12 protein-coding genes are annotated in these 18,361 nt (G+C 41.6%); all 12 read right to left on the bottom strand.

The genetic code is table 11. The features are described from left to right. Positions 1 to 314: 314 nt before the first annotated feature. Positions 315 to 1,523 (bottom strand): tyrosine--tRNA ligase, encoded by a 1,209-nt coding sequence (gene tyrS, locus VER_RS02165; protein WP_162099253.1) that lies wholly within the window; start codon positions 1,521 to 1,523, stop codon positions 315 to 317. A gap of 136 nt (positions 1,524 to 1,659) precedes the next feature. Further along, positions 1,660 to 3,777 carry a transglycosylase domain-containing protein gene (locus VER_RS02160; protein ID WP_162099252.1) on the bottom strand — a complete coding sequence of 706 codons (2,118 nt, stop codon included), beginning with the start codon at positions 3,775 to 3,777 and terminating at the stop codon, positions 1,660 to 1,662. A gap of 123 nt (positions 3,778 to 3,900) precedes the next feature. After that, complete coding sequence (locus VER_RS02155; RefSeq protein ID WP_162099251.1) at positions 3,901 to 6,276, bottom strand: endonuclease MutS2; 2,376 nt, start codon at positions 6,274 to 6,276, stop codon at positions 3,901 to 3,903. A 41-nt stretch (positions 6,277 to 6,317) separates the two neighbouring features. Further along, positions 6,318 to 8,591, bottom strand: a complete 2,274-nt coding sequence (locus VER_RS02150; protein ID WP_162099250.1) for a DUF3656 domain-containing protein — start codon at positions 8,589 to 8,591, stop codon at positions 6,318 to 6,320. A 291-nt stretch (positions 8,592 to 8,882) separates the two neighbouring features. Further along, positions 8,883 to 11,327, bottom strand: a complete 2,445-nt coding sequence (gene pheT / locus VER_RS02145; protein ID WP_162099249.1) for a phenylalanine--tRNA ligase subunit beta — start codon at positions 11,325 to 11,327, stop codon at positions 8,883 to 8,885. A gap of 11 nt (positions 11,328 to 11,338) precedes the next feature. Then, on the bottom strand, positions 11,339 to 12,361 hold the full coding sequence (pheS, locus tag VER_RS02140) for a phenylalanine--tRNA ligase subunit alpha (protein WP_162099248.1): 1,023 nt from the start codon (positions 12,359 to 12,361) through the stop codon (positions 11,339 to 11,341). A gap of 359 nt (positions 12,362 to 12,720) precedes the next feature. After that, positions 12,721 to 13,173: a PaaI family thioesterase gene (locus VER_RS02135; RefSeq protein ID WP_162099247.1), complete on the bottom strand. Its 453-nt coding sequence runs from the start codon at positions 13,171 to 13,173 to the stop codon at positions 12,721 to 12,723. Positions 13,174 to 13,382: 209 nt separating this feature from the next. Then, positions 13,383 to 14,597, bottom strand: coding sequence for an ABC transporter permease (locus VER_RS02130; RefSeq protein ID WP_162099246.1), 1,215 nt, complete (start codon positions 14,595 to 14,597; stop codon positions 13,383 to 13,385). Beyond that, on the bottom strand, positions 14,590 to 15,321 hold the full coding sequence (locus tag VER_RS02125; RefSeq protein ID WP_162099245.1) for an ABC transporter ATP-binding protein: 732 nt from the start codon (positions 15,319 to 15,321) through the stop codon (positions 14,590 to 14,592). The genes VER_RS02130 and VER_RS02125 overlap by 8 nt, the downstream gene beginning before the upstream one ends. An 11-nt stretch (positions 15,322 to 15,332) precedes the next feature. Next, entirely contained in the window at positions 15,333 to 16,409 is a 1,077-nt protein-coding gene (locus VER_RS02120) for an efflux RND transporter periplasmic adaptor subunit (protein WP_162099244.1), read from the bottom strand. A 214-nt stretch (positions 16,410 to 16,623) separates the two neighbouring features. Continuing rightward, positions 16,624 to 17,583: a 6-phosphofructokinase gene (pfkA, locus tag VER_RS02115; protein WP_162099243.1), complete on the bottom strand. Its 960-nt coding sequence runs from the start codon at positions 17,581 to 17,583 to the stop codon at positions 16,624 to 16,626. After that, positions 17,549 to 18,139 (bottom strand): shikimate kinase, encoded by a 591-nt coding sequence (locus tag VER_RS02110; protein ID WP_162099242.1) that lies wholly within the window; start codon positions 18,137 to 18,139, stop codon positions 17,549 to 17,551. The genes pfkA and VER_RS02110 overlap by 35 nt, the downstream gene beginning before the upstream one ends. Positions 18,140 to 18,361: the final 222 nt, after the last annotated feature.

Raw genomic sequence — 18,361 nt, 5'->3', positions numbered from 1 at the left:
ATACATCAATCTAGATAAATAGTACAACACATTTAATAGAATGTCAATTATATTTTGCACTTTATAGAATATTATTTCCTTACAGCATACTCAGTATATAAAAACAAGAGCTACTAATACTAGTAGCTCTTGTACGTTAAGCATAGCCTGTAGCAACGCATAGACAATGCACCTATTTAATTGTAAGCCAGTTTCTGCATATAACATTATATAAAGCAGCGCAAATAGTTAACCTATATACAATCCACAATTTATATAGTGCAACACATTAAATAGTGTAACACATTTATAATCTATTATAGATTACTCATCGATTAGTTAAATTTAATTTTAATAAATTTACGTTTCCCTACTTGAAGCACCATGTCTTCGGCTAATTCAATATTTTCATCGCCACATTTTTCACCATTAATTTTAAAAGCCCCAGCTTTAATAGAGCGACGCGCTTCACTATTACTAGCCGTTAAGCCTGCATCAGTCAATAATTGTGGCACATATACTGGTTCTGTTGGTTTAGCCATAGCATATTCAGGAATATCCGTTGGTAAATCATGCTTCTGGAATACGCGAATAAATTGTTCTTGCGCTTCATCAGCGGCTGCTTCACCATGGTACAAGCGCACAATGGTATGGGCCAATTTCATTTTTGTATCTCGTGGATGTGCTGTACCAGCTTCTAACGCTTTGCTTAGTTCTTCCTGCTCTTCAATGGACATGTCGGTAACAAGCATGAAATAACGCATCATAAGCTCATCAGGAATAGACATAGCTTTGCCATACATTTCAGTAGGTGCTTCGCTAATCCCAATATAGTTGCCCAACGATTTACTCATCTTCTGCACGCCATCAAGACCTTCCAAAATTGGCATGGTAATGATAGTTTGTGGTGCTTGGCCATATTCTTCTTGCAAATGACGTCCCATCAATAAGTTAAAGGTTTGGTCCGTGCCACCAAATTCAATATCCACTTCTAAAGCAACGGAGTCATAGCCCTGCATTAATGGATACATAAATTCATGAACCCCAATAGGACGACCTTCCGTATAACGTTTTTGGAAATCATCACGTTCTAACATACGAGCTACCGTATACTTAGCGGATAATTTTAAAACGTCTTCAAAAGATAACTTACTAAGCCATTCACTATTGTAGACAACCTTAGTTTTAGATTCGTCAAGAACTTTAAAAATTTGTTCTTTATAAGTTTTAGCATTATGAGCTACAGCCTCTTCATCAAGGGGAGGACGAGTAACGCTTTTGCCAGTTGGATCTCCTATACGAGCCGTGAAATCACCAATCAAAATAATAATCTGATGTCCTAAATCCTGAAAGGTTTTTAATTTACGCAATACTACAGTATGGCCTAAATGAATATCTGGTGCGGTTGGATCAAGACCAAGCTTAATCTTCAACGGTTTATTTTCAGCAATGGACTTTGCCAATTTCTTCTTAAAATCTTCTTCTGGAAGTAAATTCTCCACGCCATGTTTAATAAGACGTAACTGTTCTTCCAATGTTTTCATCAATCTTCCTCCTCTATACGCACTAGGTTCTATTATGGCAAAAGTAACCTGCCAAAGCAGGTTACTCTGCACGTGCTAATTATGTACTCACTATATATGCAACCACTATAAATAACAAATCTTTAAGTTTAGCTAATTACTCACTCTTACTTGATTTTGATGATTGTTTAGCTGGCGCCTTAGCAGGTTCGCTCTTGCTATCATCCGAATCGCCCGAACTATCATCGCTAACAGCACTATCCTTGCTATCCTTATCATCCTTTTTGGCTTTGTCTTTATCTTTATCTTTTGGTTCTTCTTTCTTTGGTGGCGGTGCATACCCTTGGTTAGCGATAGACGCTGCTCCTGGTGGAACCGTAAAGTCACTAGCTGGAATTTCCATCGCTGTTAACGCATCAGACATAAAGTCGCGCCAAATAGCAGCCGGAACTGTACCACCAGTAATTTCATTCAAGGTTTCAACACCATAGTCGTCACCCATCCAAACAGCAGCCACTAAATCTGGCGTATAGCCTACAAACCAAGCATCTTTTGATTCATCAGTAGTCCCTGTTTTACCAGCTGCCGGACGACCAATCGAGGCACCACCGCCAGTACCACCAGTCATTACTGATTCTAGCATGTTAGTAATTACATACGCATCTTTAGCATCTACTACACGTTTTTCTTCCGTGCTATTTTCTTCTACCACTTGACCATTGCGATCTACGATTTTCGTAATAGCTACCGGTTTAACTTTGACCCCACCATTGGCTAAGGTACCATAAGCAACTGCCATATCAATTGGTTTAACCCCTTGTGTCAAACCCCCTAAAGCCACAGCTAAGTTGTAGTCATTAGGGTCGCCTTTAGTAACTAATGTAGAAATCCCTAATTCCGTAGCCAAATTAATAATCTTATTCATGCCTACCTTGTCTGCCAATTGTACAGCAATGGTATTAACCGAATGCTGTAACGCATAGCGCAAGGTCATGGTGCCAGAATAAGTACCTTCATAGTTCTTAGGGCTCCAACCATTGAAATCAATCTTTTTATCTTCCATAGTGGTACCTGGCGTCATGCCATCTTGGATAGCCGCTAAATATACAAATGGTTTAAACGCTGACCCTGGTTGACGTTCAGCTAATACTGCTCGGTTAAAGGAATCATCACCACGACCACCTACCATGGCTACAATATAACCATTATGCGGATTAATAGCCACTAACGCCCCTTGTGGTTGTTGCAACCCATTGGAATCAGTATAGAAGTCAGGTAAATTATGCATAGCTTTAACAGCTGCTTCCTGCGCCTTCATATCGATAGTAGTATAAATCTTCAAACCATCTTTATAAATCGCATCATCACCATATTTTTCAGCGATTTCAGAAATAACATAATCAATAAAGTAAGAAGCATTATTATCACTATGTGCGGTTTCCGCTTTTTCACGAAGACCTAAATCAGCTTCTTTGGCTTCATCAGCGGTAGCCTGATCAATATAATCATACTTAGCCATCTGATTCAACACAACTGCTTGACGGGCTTTACCAGCTTTTAAGTTCGTTAACGGTGAATAATAATTAGGACTCTGTGGTAACCCTGCTAACATAGCACACTGGGCTAAGTCTAAATCCTGTACATTTTTGCCAAAGTATACATGAGCCGCTGCTTGTACACCATAAGCACCTTGACCAAAATAAATTTGGTTCAAGTACATTTCTAAAATTTCTTGTTTCGTATAGTACTGTTCAATCCGTAGCGCCAACATAGCTTCCATAATCTTACGTTTAAGCGTACGGTCCTGTGTTAAGAAAGCATTACGAGCTAACTGCTGCGTAATGGTACTGCCCCCTTCAGCGACTCCATCATGAGCAATATTTACCCAAATGGCACGTAAAATCCCAACGGGGTCAATCCCATGATGACTATAGAAACGAACATCTTCGGTAGCAATAAATGCATTTTGCAAGTTCTTTGGTACCTGCGACAATTTAACAGGCAATCGATTTTCCGTAGCATGAACGGTCGTAATCAAATTACCATGAACGTCGTAAATTTGCGAGGATGCAGCAGGTTTCACATTAGCCACCTCTGGCAAATCAGACATGGTAGCTCCAATAAAACCACAACCAGCACCAGCAATAATTAAAAACAACAGAATGCCTACAATCCATAGGAAGCGACGGACTGGCGACTTCTTCTTCGGCGTTTTAACCGTAGTTGCTCTACTCTTAACTTGTCGCCCTCTTTGGGACGAACGTTGTAAACTCATACGACACCTCTCATTACGAATAATAAGTCATATAGTTTATTATATCATACCTATGCCACATATGGTATCATCTTGGGCCATAGAAGTAAACTGCTTTATGAAACGCCCACACAAAGGTTATCTTTATTTTAAATATACTAAAGTAGCACCAGCGCCACCTTCATCATAACCAGCAATCTCATAGCGACTAATATGAGGCAATGTTTTTAAGTATTGATGAATACCCGCTCGTAACGCCCCCGTACCTTTACCATGGACGATGCGTACTGGTGAAATGCCCGCCATCAAAGCTTGGTCGATAAAATGACCTACATTCTGGTTAGCTTCATCCACCGTCTGCCCAATCACATTAAGCTCTGTCGTAGCATGCTTTTGTCGTTCAACAGCCGAACCGCCAGCCCGCTTCCGTGGTTTTGGTTGCACAGCTTCTTGTTTACGCCGTAAATTGTTAGTTTCTTCACGACTAGCTACGGCTAAATCAGTCACTTTCACATTAGCTGATAAGCCATTTACCGATACTTGAATTCGCTTTCCTTGGATAGCTTCAACTGTGCCCACTGCATTTAAGGACGTCACAAAGACTGTTTGCCCCACTTGTAACTCTTTCACATTTACAGGCGTTCTTGCTTCTTGTTCTAATTCAGGCACTTGCACGCCCGAAATATGTTTGCGTGCCTGCGTAATAGCCTCTTGTCGTTTGGCCTTATTCGTTTCAGAGAACTGCGATTTTAATTCTTTTATAATCTGTTCCCCTTCTACGCGAATTGACTGTTTCAGTTGTTGCGCTTCCGCTTGTGCTTTACTTAAAATCTGCTTGCGTCGTTCATTAAGTTGCTTCTTCTCACGATCTGCTTGGGTACGCATGCGCCGTGCTTCATCTAATTCTTTCTTAAGAGCTCGTTCCTTCGCCTGATTCTTACGAAGCTGTTCATTTAGGTCGCTCAATACTTCTTCCATGTCACGATGATCTGACCCTTCACGATGTTGTTTCGCATAATCAATCACTTCTCGAGGAACCCCTAAGCGCGAAGCAATACTTAAAGCATGACTACTACCTGCCACACCAATATGAAGTCGATAGGTCGGTCGCAACGTGCGTTCATCAAATTCCACATGGCCATTTTCAATGCCATCCGTGTTGTACGCATATCGTTTCAACTCATTATAGTGAGTACTAACCATCATAAGTGGACCACGCTTGCGGAAATATTCAAGTAAGGCTACGGCCAAGGCACTTCCTTCTTCTGGATCCGTACCAGACCCCAGTTCATCTAGCAATACTAAATCTTTGGCCCCTGCTACTTTTAAAATACGCACCACTTGTGTCATATGAGCCGAGAAAGTACTAAGACTGGCTTCGATACTCTGTTCATCACCAATATCAGCATAAATAGTATTAAAAATAGGCAATACCGAGCCCGTATCAACCGGAATATGAAGGCCCGCTTGATGCATTAAACTCAACAAGCCCAAGGTCTTCATAGCTACCGTTTTACCACCTGTATTAGAACCAGTAATTAGTAAAATACGATAGTCTGTGCCCAAAGTAATCGTCGTTGGCACCACCACATTAGCGGGAATGAGTGGATGCCGTGCATTCATCAATTTTACTTCACGAGCACCACTAATAACAGCTGGGGTGGCTTTCATAGCAATCGCCAAGGCCGCTTTACCATACACAAATTCTACATGGGATACGCGCTCGCACGCATCCATCAAAGTGTTACTATCCTTACGCACCGCCAAAGACAAGTCCTTATAGATACGACGCACTTCTTCTTCTTCCGCCAACATGGCTTCTTGTAAATCATTATTTAAATTAACAAGACGCATTGGCTCAATATATAATGTAGCCCCTGTAGCTGAACGGTCATGAATCAGACCTTCAAACGCATAGCGATATTCTTGTTTAACAGGAATTACATAGCGGTTATTACGCTGTGTAACCAAGGCTTCTTGAAAATATTTCTGATTATCTGGATCATGAATAATAGCCTGAATATCTGACTTAATCCGCTCTTTCGTGCGCACAATCGTAGACCGTAAATGCTGTAACTTAGGGGACGCCGAATCCATAAGATTCCCTTTTTTATCAAATACCCGTTCAAATTTACGTTCTAAGCCATCATGACGGGGCATATCTTGAATCCACAGGGAAAGCAATGGATAGGATGTATATTTGCTGTGAAAAAAGCTATACATCCGCTTATAGGCACTTAAGGTAGTATAAATATCCCATAGTTCATCATGGGTCAAAATAATTTCTTTACGGCTTTTGGAGCAAGCTTCGCGAATATCCCGTGTGCCTCCAATAGGTTGCTCAATCTCCATTTGCATAGAATTAACAGCTTCCACCGTTTCATCTAATGCCGTTTTTATGGCAATCGGATCCGTTAGTGGCGTAAGCTCACGAGCTAATTCTTTAGCAATACGTGATGAACAGGCGTCAGCTAACCGTTCCCGAATCACATCAAAATCTAACAGTTTTTCACTGTTCATAAATATATCTATCCCTCCTATATTAGGTAAAACTTCTGAAACTAGAAAATCCCTTTAAAATAATGGCCTCGAGTAACGAGCACGTCTTCATTCTTAGGTGGTACTGGTAATGTACCTTGTAAAATACCTATATAAGTTGCTACTGTTGTCTGTAGCCATGCTTTGGACTGTTGGCGCCCATCAATACGTAATATAGCAATATTTCGTTTCATTAAATCGGGAATATATGCCCTCATATCTAGCATACGACTGTTCATAATATGCATGCGACAATAGGGATCTGTGCGAAGTGGAAACTGCTCGCCCAATCTATCTTTTAAGGCATAAGCATCCTTCAAGCAAGGGGCCGGACACCCTTCTTTTTTACCAATCCCAGCAAAACTACTGATTACACAATATTCCGAAATCATCAATTCTGTCAAGCCATGAACAATGCATTCAATAGGTAACTCAGTCTGTTTTATAATGCTACTAATCTGTTTAAGGGTTGCTTCTTGTGACAGCACGACACTCCGTAAACCGAGCTGAGTCACTTGCTGTACCGCCTCTTTATTAAACAGTTGTAAGCTACTATCCCCTTCAATCGCCCCTGTATAGCCTAGCGTTTGTAACCATTCTAACGCCCCTAAGAAATGAATACTAATCGCATCAGGCTTAGCCTCAATCATGGCTTTTAAAGTTGGCAAATACTCAATAACTTCGCTATCACGCACAATGCGTGGCGTTACCAATACACAAGGCACTTCATAAGAGTTACAAAGTGCAACTACCCGTCCATAAACACCTAACTCATAGGGCGTTCGCTGTAACCTGTCCCCACCAAAAACAATTTTCTGCGCACCGGCCTGAATCGCTGGTTCAATTTGCCATTCTTCATCTAACTGCACAGCCACAAAAGGGGCACCCCCTTTTGTACTTGATAAAGGGCTAGTTGCCTTGGAGTTTGTCATAGTAGCATAAGTAGGTCGATTATGAAACGCTTGCTGAATCGCTGTTTCCACCCGCTGTAATGTATTGGCCATCTCCGTTTCATGCTGGGCTAACAGCAATTCTTCTAACTGCGCAATGCCATCACGACGCATCTGATTCAATACACTGCTAGGCCACATATAAGGTTCCTCTGGCATATATAAAGAGGCTAAGCTAAATACAGTCGTTCCTAAGCGCCCTAATTGTTCACTTACTTTCTCACGACTAGTCGGTACTTTTTGAGCCCGTTGCACCACATAATCAGCACTGACCGTTACCGATTTACCATCTTCTAATAATAAAGTCAGCTGAGGAGCCGCGCCTTCTACCCCATCTAAATAGGCATGTACATCATATTTTCGACCAAAGTCTTGTAAATTTTGCCATACTGTTTTTCTAGGGCCCTCTCCACTAGGCCCAATTCGTTTGCCCCGATTACCTGGTGCTACGGCTGTAATCATTTCACGACTCGAACGATTTTCTAAATAAGCTGTTGAAAAACCTCGATTAAACCCTTCTTTCAAACGAGCTTGTTCTTTCTTCGTCGATTTACCAGCTCGATCAATAATCGTGCGATACGAACCAATCACTTCGCGCACATAGGACGCCTTTTTCATACGCCCTTCTACCTTAAAAGACGCAACCCCAGCTGCCATGAGTTCACTCATGTGCTCACTATAATTCAAGTCTTTAGGACTCATAATATACGCTTCATCAGCGCCATTAACGGCTTCGCCTTTACCATTTAATAACTCATAGGGCAAACGACAGGGCTGTGCACAAGCACCTCGATTGCCGCTGCGGCCACCGATAAAACTACTCATCAAGCATTGCCCAGAATAACATACACAAAGGGCCCCATGAACAAAGACTTCAATTTCAGCCTTAGCTTCCTTACAAATATGTTGAATCTCCGCTAGACTCATTTCACGAGCTAACACAACGCGCGTAAATCCCATACGCTCTAAAAAACGGACTGTTCCTAAATTAGTAGCCGTCAATTGCGTGCTAGCATGTAAATGTAACTTTGGTGCCACCTCTTTAGCTAACTGAGCCACCGCTAAATCCTGCACAATAATAGCATCTACGTGAATTCGTTCTAACTCTTGCAAATACGCTTTCAAGTCGGCTAATTCTGTATCACCCACTAAAATATTGACCGTAACAAAGACAGATACGTTTAACAAATGTGCTAATCGTACCGCTTGCTCTAACTCCTCGATATCAAAATTAGCTGCATTGGCTCTGGCATTAAACACTTTGCCACCTAAATAAATGGCATCAGCGCCAGCTTCTAAAGCGGCTAAAAAATTCTCCGACGTCCCTGCCGGTGCTAATAATTCCATGAGCCCCTCCTTAAGGGTAACTAAACTATATATCCACTCAAATTATATCACATTCAAAGATTTCAATAACACAAAAAAAGGACAAAGAATATATCTCTTTATCCTTATTACTTCCTATATTATAGCACGAATTACCTATGTCTACCATACAACTACTAGGCTTCAAAAACGTTTCAAAGGTTGAGTTATAGGACAACATGTATTAATAAAATAAACCTAACGTAAAAAGTACATACAATACGTTTCTACGTTAGGTTTATCCTTCATTTCAAGCTATAAATCTACGCTAGCCTACCGTAATTTACAGCCAATTTCATTCAACGCTTCGATAATTTCATCAATATTAGGTTGAATATCTTCATCAGTTAAAGTTCCTTCGTTACTGCGGAAGGATAAATTATAGGCTAAGCTGCGATGCCCCGCTTCAATATGTTCCCCTTCATATACATCAAAGATAAAGGCCCGTTCCAAATGATCGCCACCATGTTGGTAAATGAGGCGAATAATATCTTGAGAGGTGATTTCTTTTGGTGCCACAATCGCAAGGTCACGACTGGTACCAGGGAATTTACTGATTTCTTTATATTGCAATTGCCCTTGTGGAATAGTCAGGATTGCACTTACATCAATATCAAAGATATAGGCTTTACCAGGCAAGTCATAGGCTTTCATAACTTGTGGATGTAATTCCCCAAAGGTTGCAATGACAGTACCATCAACTACATATTGAGCACTTACCCCTGGATGTAAATACGGTTCCGTAGAGCGTTCAATGGTCGCTTCAAAACGACTATCCGCTAACATGCGTTCTAACACGCCTTTTACATCATAGAAATCAGTGTCTCGTTGTGCTTCTTCCCATTGCACTTCATTCGTTTTGCCCATCATAAGCCCTGTTACACGATAGCCTTCGGTTGGTAATTCTGTAATCGGCAAGCTCTTTGGCTGATATACCGCACCACTTTCAAAAATCCAAAGGTCATGATTTTTCTGAGCAATATTACGCGCTGCCACATCCAAAAGACTTGGAATTAAGGTTGTGCGCATAACTGGGAAATCTTCCGTAATAGGATTCATGATTGGCACTGCTTGATAGCGACTATCCGTTTCAGGAAGCAATAATTTTTTCAAACTATCTGGATGCATAAAGCTAAATGTAATCACTTCGCTAAGGCCACGGTCTACCAAGCTATTGCGAATGGCTTTGAATAACAACTTCTTGTCACTCATAGTACCACTGTTAAGATTGGCCCAAGGTGTACGATTTGGAATATTATCATACCCATAAATACGCGCTACTTCTTCCGCAATATCAGGCATAACGGTAACATCCCCGCGCCAAGATGGCACGCCTACCGTCACTACCCCATTCGCTTCGCTCCACGTAAAGGACAAGGTCGTTAAAATTTCTTTCATACGACTAGCTTCAATCTGAGTTCCCAAATATGCATTGATAGCCTCTACCGTAAAGGCTACTGTACCCGTTGTGGCCTTTACAGGATACACATCCACCACGCCTTTAGCAACGACTACATCGCTAGCCAATTCTTGAAGTAATTGAGCGGCTCGATCTAAAGCAACTGGGGTGTATTCGGCATTAATACCACGTTCAAAACGACCAGATGCTTCGCTACGCATGCCAAGCGCACGAGCGGTGCGACGAATAGAAGCCCCTTTAAATACAGCAGCTTCTAAAATGATAGACGTCGTCTGTTCCGTAACTTCACTATCTAAACCGCCCATAACACCAGCTACCCCTACAGGGCCATTAACGTCAGCAATAACGAGCATACCTTCCGTTAATTCACGGTCCGTCCCATCAAGGGTCGTAATTGTTTCACCCGCTTTAGCAGGGCGAGCGGTCAATTGATGACCTACCACTTTATCATAGTCATAAGCATGCATTGGCTGACCAAGTTCTAACATGACATAATTTGTCACGTCCACTACATTATTAATAGGGCGAATACCACCATTGCGCAACCGATTTTGCAACCACAATGGGGATGGGCCTACTTTTACATTCGTTACAAGTCGCGCCATGAAACGCTGACAAAGCTCACTATCTTCAATTTGAATATCTACACTACCATCAATAGCATTCCCATTTTCAGTAACAGTTACCGTAGGTTCTGTATTTTGCTGGTTAGTAAGAACGGCAAATTCACGGCTAAGCCCTACCATAGAGAAGCAGTCTGCCCGATTAGGCGTCAATTCAAATTCATAGACAGTATCATTAAGCATTAAGGCATCGCGAATATCCATGCCAATAGGCGTTCCTTCTGGCAAAATATAGATGCCCTCTGCTTCACCTGGCATAACCATATCTTTAGGCACCCCTAATTCGGCTACGGAGCAGAACATGCCTTCCGATACTTCGCCACGCAATTTACCTTTTTTAATTTCCGTACCGTCAGCTAGGCGAGATTTATGATACGCTACTGGCACTACTTGACCAACCGCTACATTGGTCGCTGCCGTCACGATTTGTTTCGTAATCTCTTCCCCTGTTTTATCATCTAAGCACGCCACTTGGCACACTTGTAATTTATCAGCATCAGGATGTTTAGTAATTTCTACGATTTTACCGGTATAAATCTTTTTCAAACCAGGGTCCATGTCGATAACATCTTCTACGGGAATCCCTGCTTGCGTTAATACATCGGCTAGTTCCTGAGCCGGTTTCGTTGTGTCTACAGGAACATAGTCCTTCATCCATGTTAAACTAGCTTTCATTGTCTTACCTCCTAGAACTGCTTCAAGAAACGCATATCATTTTCATAGAATAAACGTAAATCACCAATGCCGTATAATAGCATAGCAATACGTTCCACACCCATACCGAAAGCAAAGCCTTGCACTTCATTAGGGTCATAGCCATTCATCTCTAATACGCGTGGGTGCACCATACCGCAGCCTAAAATTTCAAGCCAACCGGTGTGTGAGCATACACGGCAACCTTCGCCACCACACATGCAACACGAAATATCTACTTCCGCACTTGGTTCCGTAAATGGGAAGAAGCTCGTACGGAAACGCACTTTCGTTTCTTCACCAAACATGTGATGCAAGAAGATTTCTAAGGTTCCTTTTAAATCAGCAAAGGTAATTCCTTTGTCAACAACTAAGCCTTCTACTTGATGGAATACTGGGGAATGAGTCGCATCATAGTCCCAACGATATACTTTACCAGGTGCAATCATCCGCACAGGGCTATTAGGTTCTTGGCTCTGCAAGGTACGCGCCTGCACAGGCGATGTATGGGTACGCAATAAAACGGAATTCGTAATATAGAAAGAATCCTGCATATCACGAGCTGGATGATCGGCTGGTAAGTTTAAGCATTCAAAGTTAAAATGATCACTTTCAATTTCCGGTCCTTCAGCAACGGTGTAACCCATTTTCATAAAGAATTGTTCAATTTGGTCGTTAACAGCCGTTAATGGATGAACATGCCCTTTGCGCGTTACACGACCAGGTAAGGTAATATCTACTTTTTCAGCTTTTAATTTTGCTTCCATTACTTTCGCTTCTAAATTAGCTTGCACATCACTAATCATGCCTTCTAATTCTTCACGAACGGTATTCACAAGAGCCCCCATGCGAGGACGTTCTTCTGGAGATAATTTACCAAGGCCTTTTAATAATGCCGTCACTTCCCCTTTTTTACCTAAATACTTAACGCGTGCCTCTTGTAAAACGTTTAATGCATCAGCACTTTTTATGCGCGCTTCTGCTTCCGCTTTTAAGGCTTTTAACAATTCTTCCATTTGTTACGACCTCCTGCTAATAAAAAAACCTCCACCCCTGCAAGGGGCGAAGGTATAAATTCGCGGTACCACCCTAATTAGTACTCTAAGACCTTAACGCGGTCACACGATGAATCTACTCTTAGTTCAATCCATGGCTCCAAAAGGAAATGCTCTCCACAAGCTATTTATGAAGTTCCCACCATACCTTCACTCTCTGAAAAATACCCTTGTGGCGCCAATTTTGTCATCGCCATATTGTCTTAATTAATCTACCGTTAAGTATACCAAGACTTAAGGTTCCTGTCAAAGGAATTATGATTAACATCCTACAAGCGCCAAGGTAATTGCGAGAGTTCTAAGGATTTATGGCTAGCAATCTACAGACGCCAAGGTAATTGAGGCAGTTCAAAACCATCTATAACATAGAAAGTCCCTGAGCTCATGTACACTAATTCGCCCATATCATTATAAATGCGACCAGTCGTCACCATTGTATGATTGCCATTATGTTCTACATTAGCAACAGCCCGCAAACGCTGCCCTGCTTTTACAGCTTTTACAAAGTTACCCTTCATTTCTAAGGTGACCACTCGTTTCCCTAAGGTGAAACAAGATACCCCCATAACCGTATCAGCAAAGCTCATATATACACCGCCATGAATATTGCCAATAAAATTACCATGTTTCACCGCATCGCTTAAAAAGGTCATTTCCAAATGCCCTGGATCACCACCGGTAACACGCACATATTGTGACCAATCAAAGGTATGCTCATGACACATATGATCAAAAAAATCAACTAAGGTACGCATTTCTTTTTGCTTACTCATAACCTGTCCTTTCCTAAAATAAATATAACAATCTCATCAAATAAACGTAACTATATCATAAAATAAGCATAGCTACTCATCAAATAAGCGTAGCTATATCATAAAATAAGCGTAGCCACGAATTGTAACTACGCTTATGTGATTACATCTAACTAGCCATTGTTTAGTATGTACTAAACAATGAATCTAAAGCTATATAATCATTATACCTATTCATAATGTAAGGCGTCAATTGGATTTAATTTAGCCGCTTTACGGGCTGGATATAAACCAAAGACAAGACCAATGGCCATGGAGAAACCAAAGGACAATAGAATGGGCCCCATAGAGATAACGGTGTTCATGCCCGTTAAGGCACTAATCAATTTAGAGGAGCCAATCCCTACAATGATGCCAATGGCCCCACCAACTAGGCTAATAACCACCGCTTCAATAAGGAACTGCATAACAATCACTCGATAGGTCGCCCCTAAGGCTTTACGAACCCCAATTTCACGGGTACGTTCAGTAACAGATACGAGCATAATGTTCATAATGCCGATACCACCTACGAGCAATGAAATAGCCGCCACTGAACCTAAGAACAAGGTCATGGTTGCCGTTGTCTGTTCTACTGTTTCCATAATGGTCGCCATATTACGTACGTTGAAATCATCTAAATCAGGATTTTTAATGTTGTGTCGCACTCGCAAAATATTTTCCACATCCGACTGCAATCGATCTAAATCAACACCATCTTTTGCTTTGATATAAATCATGCGTAAGTAATCGACCCCTTGTAAGCGTTCCATCCCCGTCGTATACGGGATGTAGACCACGTCATCTTGGTCATTGCCAAAGCTACCAGACCCTTTCGCTTCTAAAACACCAATAACTTTATACGGATTGTTTTTAATACGAATATCTTTCCCTACTGGATCTTCACTACCAAATAAGTTGGTCGCTACTGTACTACCAATAACCGCCACCCTTTCGCGGCGCTCTACTTGCGAAGCCGTTATAAAACGACCCGATTTAACGGTCCAGTTATTAATATATTGGAAATCTGAGTTAACCCCGGTCACCGAAGTAGTCCAGTTCTTATTCGTATAAATAACAATATACGAAGAGCCAGCCGACACAGGCGAAGCCATATCAATATCCTCTAAATGAGATAAGGTCGTATAGTCTTCTAACTTAATCGTCTTTTGCGAATCCGCCGTTGGTCGAACCCCTGGCGTACGTGGTGCCCCTGGATATACCATGAGCAAATTACTACCTAAGCTAGAAATAGAATCTTGAATCTGACTGCGCACGCCATAGCCAATCGATACTAAAGCAATAACGGCCGCTACACCAATAATAATCCCTAACATTGTTAACAAGGAACGCATTTTATTAGCAATGAGTGAGGCCCACGCCATAAGAAAGCCTTCTTTATACATGGGCAGCACCTCCTTTGCGCGTTAACCCGGCCATATTAGGGTTGACTTTATCTTCTACAATATTACCATCTCGTAGCACAATATTACGGCTCGCATAGGTGGCAATATCTGGTTCATGCGTAACTAGGATAATGGTACGACCTTCTTTATAGAGATTCGTAAAAATATCCATTACATCAATACTAGACTTGGAGTCTAAGTTACCCGTTGGTTCATCAGCCATAATAATGGACGGATCATTCGCCAACGCACGAGCAATGGCTACGCGTTGTCGCTGCCCACCAGATAATTCAGCCGGCAAATGATCAAGGCGTTCACCTAATCCTAAGGAGTCTAATAATTGTGCGGCTCGCTCGCTTCGTTCCTTTTTAGCAATGCCGGCATAAACCATAGGGAGCGCTACATTTTCTTGAGCTGTTAATTTGGGTAATAAGTTGAAACTTTGAAAAACGAAGCCAATCCGTTTATTACGAACGAACGCTAATTCATCATCACTCAACGTAGCCACTTCCTCACCATCCAGCTTATAGGAACCAGAAGTTGGTCTATCTAAACAACCCAAAATGTTCATAAAGGTAGATTTACCTGACCCAGATGGCCCCATAATGGACGTAAATTCGCCTTCGTAAATATTGAGGTCAATACCATGTAAAACGGGTACGACCAATTTGCCATTTACATAGGTCTTAGTAATACCTTCTAGTGAAATTACTGCTTCTCTCATCTGCATCCCTCCTAGAACATAGGACCACCAGTGTTGGTCTTTTTAGTCGAAGAGGAACCTACATCACCACTGACTACAATTTCATCGCCTTCGTTGAGGCCTTTAGTAATTTCAATCGTCGTTTCACCGGTAATGCCAGTAGTTACGCTAGTACGTTCTGGTTTGCCATTGCGAATTACATATACATATTCGCCCACTTTGTCGGTGCGAACAGCTGCCAATGGTACCACTAATACATTGCTTCTTTCATCCCCATAAATCGTAGCACGTGCTGTCATAGTAGGGAAGAAATTGCTAGCATCTGCTTCAGAAATGGCAACCTTTACAGTGTAGTACACTACACTACTGGACGTAGTCCCCATGTTACCTTTTGTGCCTAAAGCAATATCACTTACATAGCCCGTAAAGGTTTTACCAGGATGCGCATCAACAGTAAAGTCAACACGCGCTCCTTTTTTAACGCTACCAATATCTGTTTCATCAACAGTAAGGTAAATTTCAAGATTACTTAAATCAGCTACAGTGGCAATAATCATCTGCGTAGAAATACCGGTACTAATTGTTTGACCCGCTTTTAATGGTGTGCCAATAACAGTACCATCCATCGGCGATGTAATAGTCGTATCATCTAAATTCGCAACGGCTCGATCATAAGCAGCCTGTGCTTTTTGGTAATTCATCAACGCTGTGTCATAGGTCTGTTGCGGAATTGCCCCTTGTGCTACCAAGGTTCTATAACGCTCTAAATCAGCAGCTGTATTTTCTAAAGTCGCTTTAGCATCATCAGCCGTAGCTTGTAGTTGCCGTGCATCAATAGTGGCAATCACTTGACCTTGCGTTACATGAGCATTTTCTTGTACTAATACACTCTCTAACGTACCTGCTACGTTAGTAGAAATATCTACATAATTCTTTGGATTAATCGTCCCTGTAGAGGTAATAACCGAAGCGATATTACCTCGCTCTACGGTCCCCGTGGTGTAGGACGTCGTTTCACTGCTATCTTTTGATTTATACCAATAAAACCCGCCTAATACTATTACAATCACCGCAATGAGGATCCCCCAAAACTTACGTGTTCGCCACATCTCATAAACTCCTTTACTGTTACTAACAATGGATTCTCAATTTCTTAATTGACAATGTATAGCTTACGCACTCAACGTTACAATCAAGTGTATACTGACTATATACGCCATCTGAGTTAAGTAAAGCCCTCCTCAAACTATTGTGAAGAAGGCCCTACTTCTATATATATCTATGCACCAATTATAGATTTCGTCTGTGAGGTCTTCATGAATATTACCGAGCGAGAACAGAAATCAATTCATACTCTTCCTCACTAATAGGATAGCGACGCTGCAAAGCCTCTTCATAAGGAATAGCCTCAATCGAAGCGCCAGCAAAACCAATTAAGCAGTTATAGGTGCCCCCTTTTAATGCATCAATAGCTCGTTCACTCATAAGAGCTGCCATACTCGCATCACGAGCTGACGGCGCTCCGCCTCGTTGTAAATAGCCTAACACAGTAACGCTCGGTGAAATCTGCATAGTCTTATTAATATACGAATATACTTCGAAGCTATGATACGCCCCTTCCGCTACCATAATAATACTATTAGTCTTGCCGGCTGCATACGATTCACGTAAATGCTTACATACGTTTTCTAAGCTCATAGGCTTTTCAGGAATAAGTACCATTTCAGCTCCGCAAGCGAGACCAGCACGTACTGCCAAATGCCCAGCATGACGTCCCATAACTTCCACAATAGCTACCCGATCATGAGCCGTAGTGGTGTCACGAATCTTGCTCACTGCATCAACTACCGTATTAAGGGCCGTATCAAAACCAATGGTATATTCCGTACCACACATATCATTATCGATAGTGCCTGGAATCGTAAGCGTTGGAATCCCTTGTTTAGAAAGAGCCATAGCACCAGCCATAGAGCCGTCACCGCCAATCACAACTAAGGCTTCAATCCCTTGCTCACGCAATATGCGTGCAGCCTTCACTTGCTGTGGTAATTCTGCAAACTCTATACAACGAGCTGTTTTTAATAGAGTGCCCCCTTTATTGACAATGCCCCCTACATCACGTCGGTCTAATAATTGAAAATCTCCTTTTAAAAGACCTTCATAGCCCCGATGAATGCCATATACTTCAAAGCCTTCATAAATACCCTTACGTACTAAGGCACGAACAGCTGCATTCATGCCTGGCGCATCACCGCCGCTCGTCAGTATTGCTATTTTTTTCATGTTGCTTTACCCCCGTATAAGGGCGACGCTTCTTAAAGGTTACGCCATCCCGTGCCAATATGCCATGAATAATTTCAATTAAATTTTCTGTACGACCATAGGTCGTATCAATTACACAATCACACTTCTTATACACTGGTTTCCACCGTTGCATCATGGTTTCTACAAACCCAGCTACATCTGAATAATCCATAGTAGGCCGTTTACCAATACGTCGATTTACCCGCTTTACAATGCGATACTCAGCCGCTCGAATACCGATAATATACGCATAACGCTGTAAGTAACGCACAGTCCGTACATCTAAGGGAAAATTACCACCTACCGAAATGACAGACTCATGGTACATACAAACTTTTTTCAGTATTTCTCGCTCCGCATGGCGGAACATTTTCTCGCCCAATTTCTCATAAATATCGGCGATAGGTAAATTATAACGACGTTCTAATAATCGATCCGTGTCTACAAATTGCCAACCCTTTGCTTCTGCTAGATTGCGCCCTAAGTGACTCTTGCCGCTCCCCATAGTGCCAATTAATATTATATTTCGCTTCATCACGTAATCCCGCCTAATTTTTATTCTCATAGTTCGCCTATGATAGTACTTTGTTTCTATTCTACTACATAATTTTTTAAAATTCAAAATTAACTCCCTATATACTAAGAGTTATAATTAGCGTGTTTACGCGATTTTCTCAAGGCATCACTTCTGCGAATATATTTTATTCAAAGATAATCCAAGGACTGGTACGGTGAATCTAAAATAGGGATATATAAA

The sequence above is a fragment of the Veillonella sp. R32 genome, from assembly GCF_010093125.1.
GTDB lineage: Bacteria > Bacillota > Negativicutes > Veillonellales > Veillonellaceae > Veillonella_A.
The sequence above is the reverse complement of the archived record's forward strand: the minus strand, read 5'-3'. Positions and strand labels throughout refer to the sequence as shown.

Bases quoted from the DNA above. Each gene is read 5' to 3' on its own strand.
- tyrS (WP_162099253.1), bottom strand. From the start codon at position 1,523: ATGAAAACATTGGAAGAACAGTTACGTCTTATTAAACATGGCGTGGAG.
- VER_RS02160 (WP_162099252.1), bottom strand. From the start codon at position 3,777: ATGAGTTTACAACGTTCGTCCCAAAGAGGGCGACAAGTTAAGAGTAGA.
- VER_RS02155 (WP_162099251.1), bottom strand. From the start codon at position 6,276: ATGAACAGTGAAAAACTGTTAGATTTTGATGTGATTCGGGAACGGTTA.
- VER_RS02150 (WP_162099250.1), bottom strand. From the start codon at position 8,591: ATGGAATTATTAGCACCGGCAGGGACGTCGGAGAATTTTTTAGCCGCT.
- pheT (WP_162099249.1), bottom strand. From the start codon at position 11,327: ATGAAAGCTAGTTTAACATGGATGAAGGACTATGTTCCTGTAGACACA.
- pheS (WP_162099248.1), bottom strand. From the start codon at position 12,361: ATGGAAGAATTGTTAAAAGCCTTAAAAGCGGAAGCAGAAGCGCGCATA.
- VER_RS02135 (WP_162099247.1), bottom strand. From the start codon at position 13,173: ATGAGTAAGCAAAAAGAAATGCGTACCTTAGTTGATTTTTTTGATCAT.
- VER_RS02130 (WP_162099246.1), bottom strand. From the start codon at position 14,597: ATGTATAAAGAAGGCTTTCTTATGGCGTGGGCCTCACTCATTGCTAAT.
- VER_RS02125 (WP_162099245.1), bottom strand. From the start codon at position 15,321: ATGAGAGAAGCAGTAATTTCACTAGAAGGTATTACTAAGACCTATGTA.
- VER_RS02120 (WP_162099244.1), bottom strand. From the start codon at position 16,409: ATGTGGCGAACACGTAAGTTTTGGGGGATCCTCATTGCGGTGATTGTA.
- pfkA (WP_162099243.1), bottom strand. From the start codon at position 17,583: ATGAAAAAAATAGCAATACTGACGAGCGGCGGTGATGCGCCAGGCATG.
- VER_RS02110 (WP_162099242.1), bottom strand. From the start codon at position 18,139: ATGAAGCGAAATATAATATTAATTGGCACTATGGGGAGCGGCAAGAGT.